Origin of the sequence: Mycobacterium sp. Root135 (genome assembly GCF_001426545.1) — a bacterium.
Classification (GTDB): Bacteria; Actinomycetota; Actinomycetes; order Mycobacteriales; family Mycobacteriaceae; genus Mycobacterium.
Map to the genome: position 1 here is coordinate 305424 of NZ_LMEZ01000006.1, position 20779 is coordinate 326202.

Here is a 20779-nt window from a genome sequence, read left to right on the forward strand (position 1 = left end):
CACTACCTCCGTACCGGGATGAGACTGCGGATGGCGTCGCCACCGAGATTCGCGATCAGGGTCAGCAGCAGCACCGCCAGGCCGGGGATGCCGGGCACCCACCACTGGCTCAGCAGCTGGGACAGCGTGCGGGCGGTGTCGGCGCCGAGTTCCGGTGCGGGCGCCTGCTGGCCGAGGCCGAGGAACGACAGCGCCGCCAGCAGCAGCACGACGTTGCCGATGTCGAGGCTGGCGGTGATCACCGCCGTCGGGACGACGCCGGGCAGCAGGTGCCGGGTGAGGATTCGGGTCCGGCCGGCCTTGGCCAGGCGGGCGGCCTCGACGTGTGGACGGGCGGCCAACGCCTTGACTTCGCCGCGCACGATGCGGGCGTAGTACGGCCACCACACCAGGGCCACCCCGACGAGCGTGTTGGTCAGCCCCGAACCAAGGGCGGCGACGATGGCGATTGCCACCAGCGCCCCGGGCAGGGCCAGGAACAGGTCGGTGATCCGCATCAGCACGAGGGAGTCGACCCAGCCACCGGTCGCGCCGGCGATCAGGCCGACCGTGCCGCCGATCAGCAGCCCGCTGGCCACCACGACCAGCGCACTGAGCCAGCTCACCTGAATGCCGATCAACGTGCGGGACAGCAGGTCTCGACCGATTCCGTCGGTGCCCAGCAGATGACCCGGGCTCAGCGGAGGCAGGTTGAGCGCACCGACCGGCTGGATGGGGTCGTACGGCGCGAGCGTCTTGGCGAACAGAGCCACCAGGGTCACCAGCACCAACAGGCCGACGACGCCCCACGCCACCGGCCGGGCGAGATGCGCTCCCCCGATGGCGACGGGCTTGAGCCGCCAGCGCGGGGTCAGAGTGGTCATGACGCGATCTCCGGGACGGCCGCCAGCAGGGTGCGGGTGTACGGGTCGCCGGGTTCGGAGACGACCCGCTCGGCGGGACCCAGTTCCACGACGCGGCCCGACTGCATCACCGCGATGCGATCCCCCATGAGGCGCGCGACGGCCAGGTCGTGGGTGACGAAGAGGACCGTCATCCCGATCCTGGCCCGCAGGTCCCGGATGAGGGCCAGCACGCTCTTGGCGAGCGACGCGTCCAGCGCACTGGTGGGTTCGTCGCACAGCAGCACCGCGGGCGGGATCATCGTCGCCCGGGCCAGCCCGACCCGTTGACGCTGACCGCCGGACAGCTCGCCGGGCCGGGCCTTCGCGACCTCGGCAGGTAGGTCGACCGCGGCCAGCGCCTCGGTGACCCGCTCTCGGACCTCGCCCCTGGACAGCTTGAGTGGACGCAACCGCTCCCCGAGCGTCTCGCCGATGCTGAGCCATGGCGTCAGCGACGAGCCCGCGTCCTGGAACACCATCTGTGGCCCGCCGTCGCCTGCCAGCTCCACGACTCCCGAGGTCGGCTTCTCCAGGCCGGCGACCATCCGCAGCAGCGTCGACTTGCCCGAGCCGCTCTCCCCGACGATCGCCAAGGCCTCGCCGGCTGCGATCTCCAGGTCGACGCCGTCGACGGCGGTGATCTCGTGCCTGCGGCGGCCGCGTCCCACGCCGAACGTCTTCGTCAGCGCGCGGATCGAGACGGCGGATTCAGTTGTGGTGCCATCGGATTCGGACGTGAACCGCTCGTCGCGCGGCGTCGTCAGCGTCAGCCGCGACGCCAGCAACGACCGGGTGTAGTCGTGCTGCGGTCGGCGCACGACGTCGGCGGCGGCGCCGACCTCGACCAGTTCGCCGTGGTGCAGCACCGCGAGCCGGTCGGCGATCTGATCTGCCACCCCGAGGTCGTGGGTGATCAGCACCACCGAGCAGCCGAAGTCGTCGCGCAACTCGCGCAGCAGATCCAACAGCTGTGCCTGCACGGTGACGTCCAGCGCCGTGGTCGGTTCGTCTGCCACGATCAGACGGGGGTGCCCCGCGACCGCGATGGCCGCCATCACCCGCTGCCGCAACCCACCGGAGAGCTCGTGGGGATAGACACGCAGCCGCAGTTCGGCGTCGCGGACGCCAACGGTCTCCAGCAGCCGCACCGACTCGGCGTCGTCACCGGTGGCTTCGCCGATCTGCTTGCCGATCCGCATGGTCGGGTTCAGTGACGTCATCGGATCCTGGAAGATCGCGCCGAGCACGTCACGACGGACGCGCCTGAGTTCGTCACGTCCGGCGTGCAGTAGGTCGACCCCGTCGACGGTGATCCGGCCCTCGGTGACCGGGTGCGACTCCGGCGGGAGCAGACCGAGCAGTCCGAGCGCGAGAACGCTCTTCCCAGAACCGGATTCACCGACCAGGCCGAGGATCTCCCCCGGCCGGATGTGTAGGTCGACGTGGTGCAGCACCTGGCTGCGGACGCCGTTGCGCACCAGCGACAGCGAGAAGTCCTCGACCTCCGCCACGGGACCGGCCACGGTGTCCGCCACCGACTCACTCACCGAACAGCTCCGGACACTCGACGACGGCACGGTGGATCTGACGCGGCGTGGTCAGCCACACGCCCTCGGTCGCGGCGATGCGCTCCAGCGCACGCCCGACAGCCCGCAACCGGAACGGCACACCGCTGATGAACGAGTGCAGCACCACGCTCATCACCAGCGGCGTGTGCGCCGCCGCGGCGTGCAGCTCGGCGAATTCGTCGTCGATCATGTCCGCGAAGTCGCGGGCAAGCACGCTGCGGCCGACCATCGTCGAGGAGTCGTTCAGCTCTGCGGCATACGGAATGCTGAGCAGCGGGCCCGATTCGGTGCGCAGCCACACCGGCTGGTCGTCGAGCCTCAGGTCGAGGAGATAGTCGTATCCGCTGTCCACCAACAGGTTCAGGGTGGCCGGGGTGTGACTCAGCCACGGACTCGACCAGCCGCCGGGCGCTTGGCCCTCCTCGGCGCGGATGCGGTCGGCGACGTCGACCAGGTACGCCCGTTCCGCCTCCGGGGCCATGCCGGACAGCGAGTCGGAGTTGGACCGGCCGTGGCCGACGACCTCGGCGGAGACCTTGCGCGCCGCCTCGAGCACGTCGGGCGCCTCGTCGTAGACGTCGGTGTTCAGCAACACTGTCGGCGGGATGCCAAGGCGGCCAAGCAGATCGAACAGCCGAAATGCGCCAACCCGGTTGCCGTAGTCCCGCCAGGCGGTGTTCACCAGGTCCGGCGCGGGCACGTCGGCGAGCACGTCCTCGGTGTGACCGTCGCCGAACCGGTAGGACTCCACTCCGACGCAGACCACGACGGCCAAACGAGCGCCGTTGGGCCACGTACCGCGCGGGCGGGCGGTCAACGGGGTGTAGCGGTAGCCGGCCGGGTTCATGGCACCAGCCAGCGGCTGAAGCCGACGTCGGTGGCCGCGGCGCGGCGCACGATGTGCTGATAGGCGGGTAGCAGATCCGCTGCCTCGCCCCTGGCCCGTTGAATGGCAGGCAGTTTCGCGGCGAAGAGCTCACGCGCCTCGTCGAGCAGCGCGGTCTCGTCGACGCTGGTGACGTGGCCGTCTTCGGCGACGATGCGGCCCGCCACCATGGTCAGCACGACGCCGCGGCCGTCCTCACAGTGCACCAGTTGCTCCCGTAGGTCGTTGAGTGGGGTGAACGCGATCGAGTGCAGGTCGACGAGCGCGAGGTCGGCGAGCCGTCCGGGGGCGACCACGCCGAGGTCGTCGGGCCGCCGCGTCGCACGGGCGCCGCCGCCCCACAGGGCGGTGAGTACCTCGGCGGCGGTGGGCCAGTCGTCGCTGTCCAGGCCGGCGACGTTGTGGATCAGACCGGCGGTCTTGGCGACGGTCCACACGTTGACCGAGTCGTCGCAGATGGCCTCGTCGGTGCCGAGCGCGACGGGGATGCCGCGGGCGATCATCGCCCGCCACGGCAGCACCCCGCTGCCGAGCCTGAGGTTGCTGACCGGGTTGTGCACCACCGTCGACCCCGCGTCGGCAATCGTGTCGAGGTCGTCGTCGTCGACCCAGACGGCGTGAATCACGTTGGTGTGCGGCTTGAGTAGTCCGGCGGCGGCGGTGTAGCCGACAAGGGACCGGCCGGCGAATCGCGACTGCTCGGTCATCAGGGTGCGCTGCACCTTGGTCTCCAGCATGTGGGCGTACAGCGGCAGACCGTGGCGTTCGGCGAGGTCGTCGAGGGCGGCGAAGTACTCCAGGCTGACCCGCTGCGGCGCGGAGATCGACACCGCCGCGCGGATCCGGTCGTCGGCGGCGCCGTGCCAGGTGCCGATCAGGTGGTCGTAGGCCTCGAGAAGTTGGGCGGCCGGTGCGGGCGCGGGTGCACCGAAGGCTCTCCGGGCGGCGGGGTTCAGCTCGTCGACGAACGGCAGCTTCTCGGCCTCGGTCAGCTCGGGCTGGTCCAGCGCGAGGAAGGCGCGAATCCCGCTGTCGCGGTACGCCGATGCCACCGCGTCGACGATGTCGGGATCGGGGAACGGCATCAGGAAGGCGTCGTCCTGCACGCAGGTGATCCCGCGCTGCAGCATCTCCACGGCGCCGAGCATCGTCCGCAGGTACGCCTCTCGCGGCGTCGGCGCCAGCGCCGGGTCCGACGGCGACTCGAACAGCATGAACAGCTCGAGCGGAAGACTGCGGACGGAGCCCTTGAGGTGGTTGGCCGGCGAGTGGAAGTGTGCGTTGATCAGCCCGGGCAGCAACAGGTGTCGGTCGCCACCCTCGACGATCCTGGTTCCGGGCGGAGCCGAAAGGTCAGCGCCGATCGCGCCGATCCGGTCACCGTCGACCAGCACGTCGACTGGCCCGGTCATCCCCGCCGGGGCGTCGGCGTCGTAGACGAGCACGCGACGGAAGAGCACGCTCATGGCAGCTCCACGGGGGCGAAGGTGTTGGCGCGCGACGTGTTCAGGCCCATCGCGACCAGACCGGTCGCGATGCCGACGGCGGCCGCGACCCCGTCGACGACCGGGACGCCGAGGGCCCTCGACAGCGGGCCGACGAGGTCGGCGAGTCCGGCGCAGCCGAGCACGACGGCTTCGGCGCCGTCCTCGGCGATGGCGGTGCGGGCGGCGTCGGTGAAGGCGTCGAGCAGGTGGGTCGAGCCACCGACGAGTTCGGCGACTGGGACGTCGACCGCGACGACGCTGCAACGGTGTTCGAGGCCGAGCGCCCGGATCACGCGGTCGCTGTGGGCGACGGTACGGGCCGGCAGGGTGACGACGACGAACCGGTGGGAGATCAGGCAGGCGGTCTGCAACGCCGCCTCGGTCATGCCGACCACCGGGCAGGTTGCCACCTCGCGGGCGGCGTCGACGCCGGTGTCGCCGAAGCAGGCGACGACGTACGCGTCGGTGTCGGCTTGATGCTCGCGGACCTGGGTCAGGACGCCGACGGCGGCGATCGCCTCCTCGGCGTGGCTCTCCACGCTGGGCACCCCGTCGGCAGGGTGGACGCCGCGCACCGTGACGTCGGGGCCCGAGACCTCCCGTGCGGCAAGGGCAATGGCGTCGGTCAGTTCGGCGGAGGTGTTGGGGTTGATCACGGTGATGCGCGTCATCGCGGGACTCCGCTGTTCGTCTCGACGGCGGCGAGCAGCGCACTGACGCCGGGGCCGCCGACGGCGATGCGCGCCGTCGCAGCGCCGATCCGGGCCGCGAGGTGGGCGTCACCGCTGCGGAGGTACTCGACGGCGAAGGCGCCGCAGAAGGCGTCACCGGCGCCGGTGCTGTCCACCGGGGTGACCACGTCGGTGGGGACAACGACGGGTTCGGGGCGTTCCCTGGTGACGACCAGACAGCCGGCCTCGGCGCGCTTGACGACGACCGCCTGCGGCCCGAGGTCGAGGAAGGCGGCGGCGGCCACCTCCAGGTCCGCCGTCCCGGCCAGCGCGGTGGCCTCGATCTCGCTGGGCAGGAACACGTCGCACGCCCGGACGGCGTCGGTCAACTCGGCCTCGTGGCCGACGACGTAGTCCTCCTGCGGGTCGAAGAAGATCGTGGCGGCGGTCCTGGTGCGCAGCCACGCGGCGAGTTCGAGCTGCGGGCGCAGGGCCATTGCGGACAGCAGCACGCCGGCCGCGGTCAGGGCCTCGGCCGAGACGTCGGCCGGGTACACCGAGAGGGCTTCGAAGTGCTCCTCGCCGCGAACCAGGTCCCACACTCGGCCGCCTGCGTCGTCGTAGCGAATCACGTTGCGAATCAACGGAAGGTCGCGCACCGGCAGCGAGTCCGGATCGGTGCCCGCCGAGCGGATCGCGGCCAGCAGCGCCGGCGGTGCGTCGGTGCCCAGTGGGGCCAGGAGCACGGGGCGTCCGCCTGCCACCCTGGCGGCAAGGGCGGCGAAGAGAGCGTCTCCGCCGACGGACTCGACCCTCTCCCCGGTTGGGAACACGGCCTCGTCGACTGTCAGGTTGCCGACGCAGACCAGGGTGGGCGACTCGGTCATCGCGCCGCCGCGGCGTAGCAGCTCAGCCCAAGGTGGTAGCCGACCAACTGGGCGATCACCAGGTAGAGCAGTGGCGAGAGGGGTTCCGGCACCGGCGGCATGGTGATGACCGTGGCGTCGAACTCGTCGAAGGCGCGCTCGCCTTCGGTGGTGGCGACGCAGAGCCGCCCGCCCCACCGCAGCGCGTCCCTGGCGGTGTCGACCGCTCGCGGCACCGACGGCCCCGACGGCGCGAACAGGAAGAGCGGCTCGCCCGCCTTCTGCGAGTTGTAGTGGTGGTATTCCTCGACCTGGATCTCCACCGCGTGCAGCGTGGTGCACTCCTTGACCTTGGCCGCGCCGACGATCGCGGTGGCGAGGTTCGGTCCCGCGCCCGAGAAGAGCACGTTGCGCACGCCCGCCGCGACCTCCGACTCGGCGATGTCGGCGATCACCGGGTCGACCCGGGTGAGCACGTCACCCATGAGATCGGGCAGACCGTTCAACGCAGACCGCAAGGCACTCGCCCGATCCGGAACCCGGCGCTCACCGATCCGGACGGCGAGCTCGAGCAGCAGAGCCAGGGCGGCCGTAGACGACTGAGTCGGCCACCCGACCCGGGTCGCCTCGATCTTCAACGAGGTGCTCGCCTCGGTCTGCAGCGTCGAGCCCGCGGTGTTGGTGATGGCAACGGTATACGATCCGCGATACTGGGCCATCAGGAGCGCTTCGACGGTCCGCGTCGTCTCACCCGAGCTGGACAGCGCGATCACCGCCGTGCGCTCGTCGACCAGATCGGCCTGGTAGTACGCGAACTCAAGGCTCTGCACCGGTTCACACGGCACGCCGAGCATGGTCTCCAGCGCCTGCCGAGCGGCCACCATCACGGCGAGCGAGTCGCCACAGCCCACCAGGACGACTCGGTTAGCGGAGGTGACCAAATGTTCGGCGATGACGCCGAGGGCGGAATCGTTGAGCGTCAACGTCTCTCGGATCGCCTGCGGTTGGCCGAACAGCTCCGGGCCGGTTGCCTCAACACGGAAGCGCAGCTTGGCGTCCAGCGGGTCGTTGCTTGGCAGGGCCAGGATGTGGGCGCGTTCGGCGTCGGAGACTCGTTGCACCACCGCTCGTTGCCGCGGGTCGAGCGGGCTGGAGCTAGGGTCGAGCAGCGGACTCGCCGGGGTGTTCATGAGAGGCGACGGCCCCCGTCCTTCGGTCACGGCGCGAGGCGACCATCACCCTGCGATGAACAAACGGTATACCGTTTATGTTTCTTGGGTGTGACGATCGAGAACGTTCGTGTTACCTAGTTTCGGGCGGGCCGATGAGCTGCCACGGCGTCGGCGCCGCGCCCGTCCCCCTCGGATCGCAGACCCGCAATCACACCGTCGACGTCGGCCTCGGGCCGGTTCTGGCTGAGCTTGAACTTGGCCTCCACGCGGGAGATCGCCACCTCGACGCCGACGATCGCGCGCAGTTGGCCCTCGACGTATTTCGGGGGCGCGTCGTCGACCGACCACGGGGTGGCGCGTCGCCCCTCGTGATGGTCGGTGAGTCGACGGACCAGATCGTCGAGCCAGTCCACGTCGTCGTGGATGGTCACCGTGCCGTGGACATGGGCGACCAGGTAGTTCCAGGTGGGCACCACCCGGCCGTGTTCGGCCTTGGAGGCATACCAACTCGGCGTGACGTAGGAGTCGGGACCGCGGACGATGACCAACGCCTCCCGGCCGTCGGCGTGGCGCCAGTGGTCGTTGTTGCGCGCAAAATGCCCCTGCAGAGTGGCGCGTTCGCGGTCGTAGAGGAACGGCATCATCGTGGCGTCGAGACCGTCGGGCCCCGCGGTGACCAGGTCCGCCGCCTGGTTCTGCGACAGCAGTTCGTGAACCGAGTCGTCGTCGGCCGAGAAGTGTGCGGGCACGTACATGTGCCAATCCTCCCAGAGGAATATGCTCACGACGTTGGCTCGGAACGACTCGACACGGGATGGTGAGATGGCCGATCAGACGCAGGCAGAACGGATGACCGCAGGCCGGGGCTTCATAGCCGCACTCGACCAGAGCGGCGGTTCGACACCCAAAGCCCTGAAGCTCTACGGCGTCGACGAGGACGAATACTCCGGCGACGCCGAGATGTTCGACCTGATCCACCGCATGCGCGAACGAATCATCACCTCACCCGCCTTCGGCAGCGACCGAATCCTCGCGGCCATCCTGTTCGAACAGACCATGGATCGCGACGTCGCGGGCACGCCGTCGGCGACCTACCTGTGGAACGACAAGGGCGTCGTCCCGTTCCTCAAGATCGACAAGGGGCTGGCCGACGCCGAGCACGGGGTCCAGTCGATGAAGCCGATGCCGGACCTCGACGACCTGCTCGACCGCGCGACGGCCAAGGGCATCTTCGGCACCAAGGAACGCTCGGTGATCGGCGCCGCGGACGCCGCGGGCATCGAGGCGATCGTGGCACAGCAGTTCGACGTCGCCGCCCAGGTGCTCGCGCACGGGTTGGTGCCCATCCTCGAGCCCGAGGTCACGGTGACGATCCCGGACAAGGCCGACGCCGAGGCCATCCTGCTCGACCAGATCGGGTCGCGCCTGGACGGCATCCCCGACGGCCAGCAGGTGATGTTGAAGATTTCGATACCGACCGTGCCCAACCTGTACCGGCCGCTGGTCGACCACCCGAAGGTGATGCGCGTGGTGGCCCTGTCCGGCGGCTACTCCCGTGACGAGGCCGACCAGCTGCTGGCGCAGAACACCGATCTGATCGCGAGCTTCAGCCGCGCGCTGACCGAGGGGTTGTCGGCCAAGCAGTCCGACGACGAGTTCAACGCCACCCTCGACGCGTCGATCCAGGCCATCTACGACGCCTCGACGGCGGGTGCCTAGGCCGACGAATCGGCTGCAGAGGACCCCTGCCAGTACGCTTCCTCGGTGACCGAGATAGACCCGGAGAAGCTCAGGGCGTGCCTGGAGGTGCTGTCCGAGGTCAAATCCCTGCCTCCCGAACACCCCGACGCGGTGGCCGTTCGTCGCGCAACGGCGGGTGTCTTCAAGGCCGTCAAGCAAGCCCGCCGCCACGCCAGGCGCGACGCCGTCGCAGAAGCCGACCGCGCGGTCATCGCCGCAACGGCCACGGGAGCCCCCGGCCGCATCGACGACGAAACGCAGGGCTTGCCGCTGGTCTCGACCGCGGCGGGCGCCACCGCGGGCACGCTGCTGCGGTCGCGGGCGTGCTACGCCTGCAAGAACCACTACACCCAGGTCGACGCGTTCTACCACCAGCTGTGTCCGCCGTGCGCGGCGTTCAACCGCGCCAAGCGCGAGGCCCGCACGGACCTCGGTGGCCGACGGGCGCTGCTGACCGGCGGTCGCGCCAAGATCGGCATGTACATCGCGCTGCGGCTGCTGCGCGACGGCGCCCACACGACCATCACCACGCGGTTCCCCAACGACGCCGTCCGCCGCTTCGCCGCGATGCCGGACAGCGCCGACTGGCTGCACCGCCTCCGGGTGGTCGGCATCGACCTGCGCGACCCCGCCCAGGTCGTCGCGCTCGCCGACGCGGTCGCCGAGCAGGGTCCACTGGACATCCTGATCAACAACGCCGCGCAGACGGTGCGCCGCTCCCCCGGTTCGTATGCGGCGCTCGTCGAGGCGGAGCGCGCCGCCCCACCCGAGCTGGCATCGGGGGTGGACGTCATCACGTTCGACCACGTCAGCGACGCCCACCCGGCCGCCCTCGCGGGCAGCCTGGCCGAGCACCAAACACCGCACGCCGTAACGGAATTGGCGCTGGTGGCCCGCAGCGCGTCGCCCGAGCGGATCGCCGCGGGCACGGCCATCGACGCCGGCGGACTGCTCCCCGACACCGCGTCGGTCAACAGCTGGACCCAGCGGGTGCACGAGGTCGACGCCATGGAGCTGCTCGAGGTACAGCTGTGCAACCAGACCGCGCCGTTCATCCTGGTCAGTCGGCTGCGTCCGGCGATGGCCGCGGCGTCCGCCCGCCGCAAGTACGTCGTCAACGTCTCGGCGATGGAGGGTCAGTTCAGCCGCGCCTACAAGGGGCCGGGGCACCCGCATACGAACATGGCCAAGGCCGCGCTGAACATGCTCACCCGCACCAGCGCCGGCGAAATGCTGGAGCAGGACGGCATTCTGATGACCGCGGTCGACACCGGGTGGATCACCGACGAACGCCCGCACCCCACCAAGATGCGGCTCGCCGACGAGGGCTTCCACGCGCCGCTTGATCTCGTCGACGGCGCCGCCCGCGTCTACGACCCGATCGTGCGGGGTGAGGCAGGCGAAGACGTGCACGGCTGCTTCCTGAAGGACTATTCACCGAGCAACTGGTAACGCGACGCCGTGCCCGACAGCGATCCTCCGGTACCCGCCACCAGGCGGAGCCACGTCATCCGGCTCGCCCTGTTCGTCGCGTTCCTCCTCGGCATGTTCTACGTGGTGGGCGTCGCCAGGATCGTCGACGTCGACGACGTCCGGCGCGTCGTGATGGCGACCGGTCCCGCCGCGCCCCTGGCCTACGTCGCGGTGTCGGCGCTGCTCGGTGCCATCTTCGTGCCGGGGCCCATCCTGGCGGCAGGCAGCGGGGTGCTGTTCGGCCCCGTGCTCGGCACGTTCGTCACGCTGTTCTCGGCCATCGGCACCGCGTGCATCGCCAGTCTCGTCGGACGCCGCGCCGGACGCGACGGCGCGCGCTCACTGATGGGAGCCGAGCGCGCCGACCGCCTGGACGCCCAGGTTCAGCGGCGCGGATTGTGGGCCGTCGTCGGCCAGCGCTTCGTCCCTGGGATTTCCGACGCCCTCGCGTCATATGCCTTCGGCGCCTTCGGAGTTCCGTTGTGGCAGATGGCCGTTGGAGCGTTCATCGGCTCCGCCCCGCGGGCCTTCGTCTACACCGCGCTCGGCGCGTCGATCGGTGACCTGTCGGCGCCGCTGGCGTACACCGCGATCGGCGTGTGGTGCGTGACGGCGGTCGCAGGCGCCTTCGTCGCGCGGAGCGGGTTCCGGGCGTGGCGGGGCCGCAGCCGCGAGGAGTCCGACGGCTGACGGCTCGTCGACTGCACGGTTGTTTACGGGGTCACTCGGGCGATGTGTACGACAACCGTGCACTCGGCGAGGATCACTCGAGCGTGACCTGGGATCGCTTGGCGGCAATCCCGGCGCCGACCCCGAAGACCACGACGAGAAGCACCACGGCTCCGACCGCGACTGGCGTCGAACCGCCCACCAGACCGGGCAGATTCTGCAGGACGAGCACGAACACACCGGCCAGGCCGACGAGTCCGATCGCGGGTGCCACGAAAGCACGCCACACCGGCACCTCCAGGTCCCCGGCCCGCTTGCGCGACGCGAAGAACGCGAGCACCGCCACGCTCGTCGCGATCAGCAGGATGATGATCCCGACCGTCGAGATGCCTGCCAACCAGGTATAGAACTGCGTCACCGGATCCAGGCCTACTGCGATCCCCGCCACGACGAACACCAGCACGACGATGCCGTCGAGACCCGAGGCAAGGTGGGGAGACGCATGCCTCTCGTGTGCCTGTCCGAGCGAGGCGGGGAACACCTTGCGGTTGGACAGCGTGAAGAGGTAGCGGGCGACGACGTTGTGGAACGACAGGATGCACGCAAACAAGCTGGTCACGAACAACACCTGGACGATGTGGAGTCCGGCCGCTCCCAGATACTGCTCGGTGGCACCGGGTAACAGTGCAGTCGGGTCGGCGACCGCCTGCGCGACCACCTGACTGTCGCCCCACGCCGTGATCAAGGCCCACGTCGAGACCGTGTAGAACACACCGATCAGGATCAACGCGAGGAACGTGGCGCGGGGAATCGTCCGAAGGGGATCGCGGGCCTCGTCGCGGAAGACCGCGGTCGCTTCGAACCCGATGAAGCTCAGGAACGCGAACAACAACGCGATACCCGGTGCGCCGGAGACGATCTCGGATGGCGTGACGAACCCCGTCGAGAGTCCTTCCGGGCCGCCGTTGACTGCCACGACGGCGTCGAGCGCGAGCACGATCGCGACTTCCCCAATCAGCAGCACACCGAGAACGTTGCGGGACAGGTCGATGTTGCGGTGACCGAGCAGGGTGACGATCGCGAGGCCGATCAATGCCCATACGCCCCAATGGATGTCGGGCAACCCGTAGGAGGAGAACAGTGCCTGCGCCCCCTGCCCGAGCAGACCGTACACGCCAATCTCCAAGGCCAAGTATGAGATCAGGGCCACGAAGGCGAACCCGAAACCGGTCACCCTCCCAAGGCCCTTGCCGATGTAGGAGTAGAAGGCCCCCGCGTTGGGCACGTACGGCGTCAACGCCGTAAAGCCAACCGCGAAGAACAGCACGATGACGGTGCTGATGATGAAGATCGCCGGGAAGCCGGTGCCGTTCCCGCTCGCGATGCCCAAGGGAACTGGGCCGCCGATGACGCCGAGTGGCGACGCCGCGGCCACGACGACGAAGACGATCCCCCACACGCCAAGTGATCCCCGGAGCCTTCGGTGGGGGTTCGCGTCGTCCGGTTCCCGCTCGGCTGCCCGTACGTCACCGGACCCGTCAATCTGATTCGCCATGTTCGAATTCCCAATCTGTCGGTGCCGATACCGATTCGTCTAGACCAAGATTGAGGACGGGTATCTAAGCTGACAGACGCTAACGCCGGGTCATGGTAATCAAGGATGGTTGCGATCAGCGGGATTGGATCACGGCGCTCAGGCCCGCCCGAGGACTCCGGTCAGCTGTTGAATCGCCTTGACCTCCGAGTCGCGATAGGCACTTCCGTCTGGTCGCAGCAGATCACTGAACCAGACCTTGGGTTCGGACGGGTCGGGCTTGTCCCAGGTGTCCCACGGCAGGTAAGTCTGAGTCTTACCTGCGACCAGGCCCCAGTTGTAGGCGGCGACGTTGCGGCGCTTGGCAATTGGCAGGATGCCCTCGACGGTGCTGCCCTGAGGCCGGGCGAGGTATTCCGTGCACAGGATGGGGCGGCCAAGCGGGGCAAGTTCGTCGATCCTTGCCTCGAACTCCGTTGGTGACGCATACGAGTGAAAGCTGACGACGTCGGAGTTGTCGAGCTGGATGCCGGCGATCTTGCTGCGACTACCCGAACCCCAACTGCCCTGCCACACACCGCTTGTCAGCGGCTGTCCGGGGTTCGCGGCCCTGGCCCACCCGAACACCTGCGGAAGCAACCCCGCCACCAGCTCCAGCTTGTCGCCGCGTTCCACCTTGCGGTACACCTTGGCCGGGTTGTCGGGTTCGTTCCAGATGTCCCATGCCAAAACCCTTGGATCGCTGCGGAACTGGCCGACGACGCCCGTCACGTAGTCACGCAGCGTGGCGGCGTACTGGGGGTCACCGAGACGGTCGGCACCAGGGCCTTGCACCCATCCCGAGTTGTGTACTCCGACGACGGGCGCGTGCTGCGGCCCCAGCTTGGGATGCGGGTCCCAGCACGAGTCGAACAGGACGAACATCGGCTTGATGCCACGACTGGCTGCGATGCCGACGAACTGGGCGAGGCGCCGTTGGAATCCCTGGCGGTCCTGCGCCCACAGCAGATCGTGGAGGAAGACCCGCATCGTGTTGAACCCGAGTTGGCGGGCGATCGCGAATTCCGCGTCGATCCGCTTCGGGTCGTAGGTGCCCTGTTGGAACATCTCGATCTGGTTGATGGCTGTTGCCGGCACGTAGTTGGCGCCGACCAGCCAGCCCTGGCCCTGATACCAGGCGTTGGCACGATCCGCTGTCCACCGCACCGGGTCGGCCGAGGCCAGGGGGACACGGGTCAGCGCGGCGCCTGCTGCCATCATCAGCGGAAGCTTCAGGGCAGTTCTGCGGCGCACCAGGCCCACCGTAGGTTCCGCGGCGGGCGGGTCGGCCCTGCGGGACGAATCGCAATCGTTCGGGTTCGCAATCGTTATCCGACTGGTTTCTTACCGCCGATTGTGCACTTTTGCGACGCCGCGGGGTGTGAACGCGTGACGAAAGTCCACGCTCGGCGGGAGGTAGGGGGCAGTGCGTCCCAGCCCAATGCTGACTTTAAGGGTGGCGTCGGTAGCATAGGCAATCCTTGCAGGGGGCGGACGGAAAGGCCTTTACGCGTGATGAAGATCCGCATCGCCGCAGTGACGTCGACGGTTGGCGCGCTGGCCCTTCTGCTGGCCCCCTCTGCGGCGGCCGACTTCGACCGCGCGGGTTACCTCCGGTGCATGGTGTCCGACGCGATGTCGGTCGGCGGTCTCACCATCGACTCCAGTTCCGCAGCCAAGATCGGCGCCGAGGCCTACGACTCCATGGGTGGCGGGTCGAGCAAGGCCGCCCAGCAGGAGGCGACCGCCGCAGTGGTCAAGAGGCACGGGTTGTCGGAGCCGCTGGCAGCGCTCATCGTGCGGTGCGCCAGCAATCCCCACGGCTGAGGGTCGTCACCGCGAGCCGCGGCCGACCGCCTCGTCGAGAAGTGTCTGAGCGGCCTTCCTGGCCTGCGCCCATGGCGCAGGGTCGTTGAGCGACGTGGACATCGCGGCCGCGCCCTCGAAGAGGATGGCGAGTTGGTTGCCAAGCAGCTTCGGGTTGGCCGCACCCGCGGCCTGCGCCAGTTCGACCACGCCGTCGACGTAGCTCCGCTTGTGCGCCTCGACGATGTCGTGAACCTCGGGCATGCCGCCGGCGGCTTCGACGGCCGCGTTGTGGAAGGGGCAACCACGCAACGGCCCCTCACCGCCCGGTGGCACCTCGAAGAGCGCCAGGATGCGCGACTTGGGGCTGCGCTTGCTTGCCGTCGAACCGGGGTTGACGGGATCGCCGATGCCCTCCCTGATGTGGCGTAGGTACTCCTCGACGACCGCTTCCTTGCTCGGGAAGTGTTGGTAGAGGGTGCGTTTGGACACCGACGCCTCGGCGGCCAGGCGTTCTACGCCGGTGGCGTTGATGCCGTCGGCGTAGAACAGCCTGACCGCGGCGTCGAGGATTCGTTGACGGGCGCCCCGGCCGCCGCGCTGCGGCTCGACATGCGTGTTCATCACCGAAGTATACCGCTTGGTTTACTTCGTGGACAGTGCGGTGTACCGTCGTCGAAGTACACCATTCGGTGTACTTCGAGTCGGCGCACACCAGGAGATTTCACATGACCACACTCAAGGACCAGACCGTCCTCGTCACCGGAGCCAACCGAGGGATGGGGCGCCACTACGTGACCCAGCTCCTCGACCGTGGGGTGGCCAAGGTCTACGCCGCGGCCCGAGACTCCTCACAGGTCGACGCGTCCGATCCTCGCGTGGTGGCCCTGACCCTCGACGTCACCGACCCCCAGTCGGTGGCCGCGGCGGCGGAGACGGCATCAGACGTCAGCGTCCTGATCAACAACGCGGGCATTGCACGGATCGCGTCCGTGCTCGAGCCCGGCGCTCCGACACTACGAGAAGAGCTGGAAACCAACCTGTTTGGACCGCTCGCCTTGGCGTCCTCGTTCGCCGACCGGATCGCCGACCGGGGCGGCGCCATCGTGAACGTCGCATCGGTGCTGTCGTGGTTGCCCGTCGCCGGCAGCTACGGGGTGTCCAAGGCCGCGGTGTGGAGCGCCACCGATTCGATCCGCCTGGAGCTTGCCCCGCGCGGCGTCCAGGTCGTCGGGGTCTACGTGGGCTACGTCGACACCGACATGGCGTCGTTCACCGACGCCCCCAAGACCGACCCCGCCGAGGTGGTGCGCCAGGTTCTCGACGGCGTGGAGGCCGGCGCAGACGAGGTGCTCGCCGACGAACTGACCCGCAACGTGCGCTCGCAGCTGAACGAGCCGATCGGAGCACGCGCCCTGGGCTGAGCGTCCGCGGGTGTGCCAGGCTGGACGCCATGATCGTCGCGTTCAGCCTCAGCCCATCTGCCGGTGACGACACGGGAGGCGTCCACGAGGCGGTGGCCGAGGCCGTCCGCGTCGTGCGCGCGTCCGGACTGCCCAACGAGACCAACGCAATGTTCACCAACATCGAAGGCGAATGGGACGAGGTGATGGCCGTCGTCAAGCAGGCCGTCGACGCCGTCGCCGCCGCCTCGCCCCGGGTGAGCCTGGTGCTCAAGGCCGACATCCGCCCCGGCTACACCGGCCAGCTCAGCGCGAAGGTGCAACGGGTGGAGGAAGCGCTCCAAGACTGATTGCGTCGGCCGAGCCGTATCCCACCCGGTTGAACCGCTTGGCCCTGGCGATCATTCGCATGTCGCCGTCCTGAGCGATCAGCTCGGCGAGCTCCCGATGCAACGCGGCACCCACCCGCTCGCAGAACTGTTGCGCCTCCTCGGCCGCGTCGGGACGCTCGGGGATGACCAGGTCGACGATCCCGGCCCGCCGCAGATCCAGCGACCGAATTCCCTGCCGGTCGGCCATCTCGGCGGCGTGGGCGACGTCGCGATGCACGATCGCGCTGGCGCCCTCCGGCGGCAGTGGCGAGAGCCACGCGTGCTGCGCGGCCAGCACACGGTCGGCGGGCACCAGCGCCAATGCGCCTCCCCCGGTGCCCTGCCCAAGCAGCAGCGACACCGTCGGGGTGTCCAGGTCGACCATGTCGGCGATGCACCGCGCGATCTCGCCGGCGAGCCCGCCCTCCTCGGCATCCTTGGAGAGCGCCGCGCCCGCGGTGTCGATCACGGTGACCAGCGGCAGCTGCAGGTCCTGCGCCAGGCGCATCCCGCGGCGCGCCTCACGCAGGGCGGCGGGTCCGAGCGGGGTGCTCGGCGTCTGACCGCGCCGGTCCTGACCCAACAGCACACACGGCACGTCTCCGAAGCGCACCAGCGCCAGGATCAGCCCCGGATCCGACTCGCCCTGCCCGGTTCCGTTGAGCGGCAACACGTCTGCGGCGGCATTGAAGAGGAGTTCGCGGACGCCAGGACGGTCGCTGCGCCGCGACGCCAGCACCGACGTCCACGCGGGCACGTCCTCGACGCCCCAGTCGGGCGGGTCGACCACCAGCCGGCGGCACCGCGGCGCGTCGGTCATGATGCGCAGCGCGCGGTCGACGATCTCACCGAGCTGCTCGGGCGGCCGGACCGCGTCGATCAGACCGTGGGCCTGCAGATTCTCCGACGTCTGCACGCCACGGGGGAACCGGTCGTCGTAGAGCGCCTCGTAGACGCGCGGCCCCAGGAACCCGATCAGCGCGCTGGGTTCGGCGACCGTCAGGTGTCCGAGTGACCCCCACGACGCGAACACCCCACCGGTCGTCGGGTGGCGCAGGTAGACGAGGTACGGCAGGTGGGCCGCCTTGTGGGCGGTGATCGCGGCGGTGATCTTGACCATCTGGAGGAATGCGACGGTGCCCTCCTGCATCCGGGTTCCCCCCGAGGTGGGCAGCGCCAACAGCGGCAGGCCTTCGGCGGTCGCCCGGTTGATGGCCGTGACCAGTCGATCCCCCGCCGCGACGCCGATCGAGCCGGCCAGGAAGGCGAACTCGCTCAACAGGATTGCGACCCGTCGGCCGCGGATCGTCACCGCCCCGGTGACGACCGATTCGTCGAGGCCGGTCTTGGCTCTGGCGGCCGCCAGTTCGTCGGCGTAGGCCCGGTCGACGGGGTATTCGACGGCCGGCGAGTCCCAGCATTCGAAGCTGTCAGAGTCGGCGACGACGTCGAGCAGCTCGGCCGCGCTCAGCCGCGTCGTCACACCGCCTCCTTGAGCCAGGCCCGCACCAGCTCGTCGTCGCCACCCAGCACCGGCGGCGAAAGGTGGTGTGTCTCGGTGACTTCGGTGCCGTCGGCGTCGAAGAAGCGCAGCGGCGGACCAGGCAGGGTGACCCGGCCCAACGTCGGATGGTCGACGTCGACGAGCAGGCCCTGAGACTTGGTTTGCTCCCACTCGTACACCTCTTGGACGTTGCGCACCTTGCCCGCCGGGACGCCCATCTCGTCGAGCAACTTCAGCAGCGGCTCGGTGTCCCACGCGCCGAACAGTTCCGAGACCAGTTCGATCACACGGAGGCGGTTGCCGACCCGCTGCGGGTTGGTGGCCATGCCGTCGCGGTCGGGGTCGACGCCGAAGCCCTCGCAGAAGCGGTGCCACAAACCTTCGCTGCCCACCGAGATCTGCACTGCCCCATCGGCGGTCGGGAACAAGCCGTACGGGCAGATCGACGGATGATGGTTGCCTTGGGCCTCGCCGACCTCGCCGGCGACGGTCCACTTGGTGCCCTGAAAGGCGTGCACGCCGACGACGCTGGCCAGCAACGACGTTCGCACGACCCGGCCGCGGCCGGTACGGTCGCGTTCGCGCAGTGCGGCGAGGACGCCGAACGCGCCGTACATGCCTGCGAGCAGGTCGGCGATCGGAACGCCAACGCGCTGAACGTCATCGGGCCCCGAACCGGTGAACGACATGAGACCCGCCTCCCCCTGGGCGATCTGGTCGTACCCCGACCGGCCGCCTTCCGGCCCGTCGTGACCGAACCCGCTGATGGACAGCACGACCAGTCGCGGGTTGAGTTCGGCGAGCCGTTCGGTCGAGAAGCCCAGGCGGTCCAGCACGCCGGTCCGGAAGTTCTCGAGCAGGACGTCGGCGCGGCACACCATCTGCTCGAGCGCCTCCCTGCCCTCGTCGGTCTTCAGGTCCAGCGCGATCGACCGCTTGTTGCGATTCGCCGACAGGAAGTAGGTGGATTCGCGTTCGGCATCCTTGGGCTCAACGAAGGGCGGTCCCCAGGACCGGGTGTCGTCCCCGCCCTTGGGGCTCTCCACCTTGATGACGTCGGCGCCGAGATCGCCCAGCATCATGGCCGCGTGGGGGCCGGCGAGCGCCCGCGTCAGATCGACGACCACGGTGCCGGCCAGCGGACCCGTTCTCCCTGAATTGAGTGGCATGGCGCGATCCTCCCGTTGGATTGGTGACCTAGTGGCCTAGCCAATTATCAACGTAACGAAAGCCGGTGTCAATGCCGAAATTTGCAGCTCAGCGATCATTTTGACGCACTAAACGGCGGCACGCGTCGCCGCGTGCCGCCGTCGCGTCTGGGATCAGAGCCAGCCGGGGACCACCAGGATCGCCCACGCGATGACCGGTCCGATGACGACCACCAGCGCGCTGTACTTGAGGATCTGCTTGTAGAACACGTCTCTGTCGACGCCCTGGGCGTTGGCCAGTACCAGCGCTCCGTTGGTCGAGAACGGGCTGACGTCGACGATGGTCGAAGCGATGGACAGTGCCACGATGACCCCGATGGCACCGACGTCGCCCGCCAGCAGGAACGGGACCGCGAGCGGGATGGTGACGCCGAGGATCGCGGTCGACGAGGCGAAGGCCGAGACGATGGCGCCGATGTAGCACAGCAGCAAGGCCACCAGGAGCGGAACACCAAGGCCCGCAACGCCGTTGCCCACCCATTCCACGGTGCCCGCCTCTTGCAGAACCCCGACGAAGGTGAGGACGCCGCCGATGAGGAGGACCGTCGACCAGCTGATCTGGTTGATGGCTCCCTTCTGAGCCTTCGGCGACGCGAGCGCCAGGATCACCGCAACGGTCATGGAGACGAAGCCGACGTCGAGATCGAGAATGAGCGAGAACACCGCCAGGGACACCAGTCCGACCAGGGTGAGGATCTGCTCGAACGTGATGGCCTTGACGGCCGTGGCCAGCGGCGGCGCCTTCTCGGCGGTCACCGCCTGCGAGGGGGACTTGGTGGTGGTCGTGCCGAAGCCGCGCATCACCGTCGTCGGCGTCTTGCCACCGCCCACCGAGCCGGTGTCGTCGACCGGACGGGTGGCGTCCTCGTCGTGCACGCTGCGTCCGATCAGCGCGCGGCCGCCAAGGAAGACGAACAGCAGGACACCGATGGCGGCGTTGAACAGCAGGCTGCCAAGGAAGAGGGTGAGCGGGCTGTTCTCCAGCCCCGCCTTGGACGCGATGTTGTTGACGGTGACGCCGTAGATGCTGATCGGCGAGAAACCGCCGGCCTGGGCGCCGTGGATGACCATCATGCCCATCAGCAGTGCGTTGATCTTGTATCGAGCCGCGAAGCCGAGGGCGATGGGGGCGACGATGGCGACGGCGGCGGGTCCGAGCGCTCCGATCGACGTCAGGACGCCGGTGATGCCGAACATCACCCACGGGATGAGCGCGACCCGCCCTCCGACGAGACGCACGGCACCGCGAACCAGGAGGTCGACCGTGCCGTTGTTCTGCGCGATCGCGAAGAGGTAGGTGATGCCGACGAGGGTCAGAAACAGGCTGCTGGGAAAGCCGCCGATGATCTGGTCGGCGTCCATTCCGACGGCGACGGTGCCAACGAAGAACGCCGCGACGAAGCCGAGCGCGCCCATGTTGACCGGCAACACGGTGGCGGCGATGAACATGACGGCCAGCGCCAAGATCGGTATCAGTTCGGTGGGCATCTCGATCTCC

20 protein-coding genes are annotated in these 20779 nt (G+C 69.0%); 6 read left to right on the plus strand and 14 right to left on the minus strand.

The window, feature by feature from the left end:
- Nucleotides 1-2: 2 nt before the first annotated feature.
- The 8 genes from ASD37_RS18130 to ASD37_RS18165 form a co-directional block, all read right to left on the minus strand.
- Complete coding sequence (locus ASD37_RS18130; protein ID WP_082570228.1) at nucleotides 3-863, minus strand: ABC transporter permease; 861 nt, start codon at nucleotides 861-863, stop codon at nucleotides 3-5.
- Complete coding sequence (locus ASD37_RS18135) at nucleotides 860-2431, minus strand: ABC transporter ATP-binding protein (protein ID WP_056554217.1); 1572 nt, start codon at nucleotides 2429-2431, stop codon at nucleotides 860-862. Before ASD37_RS18135 ends, ASD37_RS18130 begins: the two co-directional genes overlap by 4 nt.
- A complete protein-coding gene (locus tag ASD37_RS18140) occupies nucleotides 2424-3299 on the minus strand; it encodes a polysaccharide deacetylase family protein (RefSeq protein WP_056554220.1) in 876 nt (291 codons plus the stop codon). The genes ASD37_RS18135 and ASD37_RS18140 overlap by 8 nt, the downstream gene beginning before the upstream one ends.
- Complete coding sequence (locus tag ASD37_RS18145; protein WP_056554224.1) at nucleotides 3296-4804, minus strand: amidohydrolase family protein; 1509 nt, start codon at nucleotides 4802-4804, stop codon at nucleotides 3296-3298. Before ASD37_RS18145 ends, ASD37_RS18140 begins: the two co-directional genes overlap by 4 nt.
- Nucleotides 4801-5496 carry an aspartate/glutamate racemase family protein gene (locus ASD37_RS18150; RefSeq protein ID WP_056554227.1) on the minus strand — a complete coding sequence of 232 codons (696 nt, stop codon included), beginning with the start codon at nucleotides 5494-5496 and terminating at the stop codon, nucleotides 4801-4803. Before ASD37_RS18150 ends, ASD37_RS18145 begins: the two co-directional genes overlap by 4 nt.
- On the minus strand, nucleotides 5493-6383 hold the full coding sequence (locus ASD37_RS18155) for a carbohydrate kinase family protein (protein ID WP_056554231.1): 891 nt from the start codon (nucleotides 6381-6383) through the stop codon (nucleotides 5493-5495). Before ASD37_RS18155 ends, ASD37_RS18150 begins: the two co-directional genes overlap by 4 nt.
- Nucleotides 6380-7582: an SIS domain-containing protein gene (locus ASD37_RS18160; protein WP_156720957.1), complete on the minus strand. Its 1203-nt coding sequence runs from the start codon at nucleotides 7580-7582 to the stop codon at nucleotides 6380-6382. The genes ASD37_RS18155 and ASD37_RS18160 overlap by 4 nt, the downstream gene beginning before the upstream one ends.
- Nucleotides 7583-7668: 86 nt before the next feature.
- Complete coding sequence (locus tag ASD37_RS18165; protein ID WP_056554237.1) at nucleotides 7669-8289, minus strand: FMN-binding negative transcriptional regulator; 621 nt, start codon at nucleotides 8287-8289, stop codon at nucleotides 7669-7671.
- 67 nt (nucleotides 8290-8356) lie between these two features.
- On the opposite strand from ASD37_RS18165, the gene ASD37_RS18170 reads away from it, so the two are divergent.
- The 3 genes from ASD37_RS18170 to ASD37_RS18180 are packed head-to-tail and all read left to right on the plus strand — an operon-like array spanning nucleotide 8357 to nucleotide 11437.
- The gene (locus ASD37_RS18170) at nucleotides 8357-9253 is read left to right on the plus strand and encodes a fructose bisphosphate aldolase (protein WP_056554240.1); all 897 of its coding nucleotides are present in this window, start codon (nucleotides 8357-8359) and stop codon (nucleotides 9251-9253) included.
- A 45-nt stretch (nucleotides 9254-9298) separates the two neighbouring features.
- Nucleotides 9299-10726, plus strand: a complete 1428-nt coding sequence (locus ASD37_RS18175; RefSeq protein WP_056554243.1) for an SDR family NAD(P)-dependent oxidoreductase — start codon at nucleotides 9299-9301, stop codon at nucleotides 10724-10726.
- 9 nt (nucleotides 10727-10735) lie between these two features.
- A complete protein-coding gene (locus ASD37_RS18180) occupies nucleotides 10736-11437 on the plus strand; it encodes a TVP38/TMEM64 family protein (protein WP_056554246.1) in 702 nt (233 codons plus the stop codon).
- A 73-nt stretch (nucleotides 11438-11510) separates the two neighbouring features.
- On the opposite strand, the gene ASD37_RS18185 is transcribed toward ASD37_RS18180, so the two are convergent.
- A complete protein-coding gene (locus tag ASD37_RS18185; RefSeq protein WP_056554249.1) occupies nucleotides 11511-12971 on the minus strand; it encodes an APC family permease in 1461 nt (486 codons plus the stop codon).
- A 138-nt stretch (nucleotides 12972-13109) separates the two neighbouring features.
- Nucleotides 13110-14243, minus strand: a complete 1134-nt coding sequence (locus tag ASD37_RS18190; RefSeq protein WP_056555409.1) for a cellulase family glycosylhydrolase — start codon at nucleotides 14241-14243, stop codon at nucleotides 13110-13112.
- 258 nt (nucleotides 14244-14501) lie between these two features.
- On the opposite strand from ASD37_RS18190, the gene ASD37_RS18195 reads away from it, so the two are divergent.
- The gene (locus ASD37_RS18195) at nucleotides 14502-14816 is read left to right on the plus strand and encodes a hypothetical protein (RefSeq protein ID WP_156720958.1); all 315 of its coding nucleotides are present in this window, start codon (nucleotides 14502-14504) and stop codon (nucleotides 14814-14816) included.
- A 6-nt stretch (nucleotides 14817-14822) separates the two neighbouring features.
- Here ASD37_RS18195 and ASD37_RS18200 read toward each other — a convergent pair whose 3' ends face one another.
- Nucleotides 14823-15419 carry a TetR/AcrR family transcriptional regulator gene (locus ASD37_RS18200; protein ID WP_056554255.1) on the minus strand — a complete coding sequence of 199 codons (597 nt, stop codon included), beginning with the start codon at nucleotides 15417-15419 and terminating at the stop codon, nucleotides 14823-14825.
- Nucleotides 15420-15523: 104 nt separating this feature from the next.
- On the opposite strand from ASD37_RS18200, the gene ASD37_RS18205 reads away from it, so the two are divergent.
- Together ASD37_RS18205 and ASD37_RS18210 are read left to right on the plus strand one after the other, a co-directional pair.
- Nucleotides 15524-16219 carry an SDR family oxidoreductase gene (locus ASD37_RS18205; RefSeq protein ID WP_056555412.1) on the plus strand — a complete coding sequence of 232 codons (696 nt, stop codon included), beginning with the start codon at nucleotides 15524-15526 and terminating at the stop codon, nucleotides 16217-16219.
- A gap of 29 nt (nucleotides 16220-16248) precedes the next feature.
- On the plus strand, nucleotides 16249-16548 hold the full coding sequence (locus tag ASD37_RS18210) for a thiamine-binding protein (RefSeq protein WP_056554259.1): 300 nt from the start codon (nucleotides 16249-16251) through the stop codon (nucleotides 16546-16548).
- Here ASD37_RS18210 and ASD37_RS18215 read toward each other — a convergent pair.
- The 3 genes from ASD37_RS18215 to ASD37_RS18225 all read right to left on the minus strand — a co-directional run bounded on the left by ASD37_RS18215 (nucleotide 16505) and on the right by ASD37_RS18225 (nucleotide 20769).
- A complete protein-coding gene (locus tag ASD37_RS18215; protein ID WP_056554262.1) occupies nucleotides 16505-18052 on the minus strand; it encodes a carboxyl transferase domain-containing protein in 1548 nt (515 codons plus the stop codon). The two genes, ASD37_RS18210 and ASD37_RS18215, sit on opposite strands and share 44 nt — an antisense overlap.
- The gene (locus tag ASD37_RS18220; protein WP_056554264.1) at nucleotides 18049-19242 is read right to left on the minus strand and encodes a CaiB/BaiF CoA-transferase family protein; all 1194 of its coding nucleotides are present in this window, start codon (nucleotides 19240-19242) and stop codon (nucleotides 18049-18051) included. Before ASD37_RS18220 ends, ASD37_RS18215 begins: the two co-directional genes overlap by 4 nt.
- Nucleotides 19243-19395: 153 nt before the next feature.
- Nucleotides 19396-20769, minus strand: a complete 1374-nt coding sequence (locus tag ASD37_RS18225) for an SLC13 family permease (protein ID WP_056554267.1) — start codon at nucleotides 20767-20769, stop codon at nucleotides 19396-19398.
- Between the last annotated feature and the right edge of the window lie 10 nt (nucleotides 20770-20779).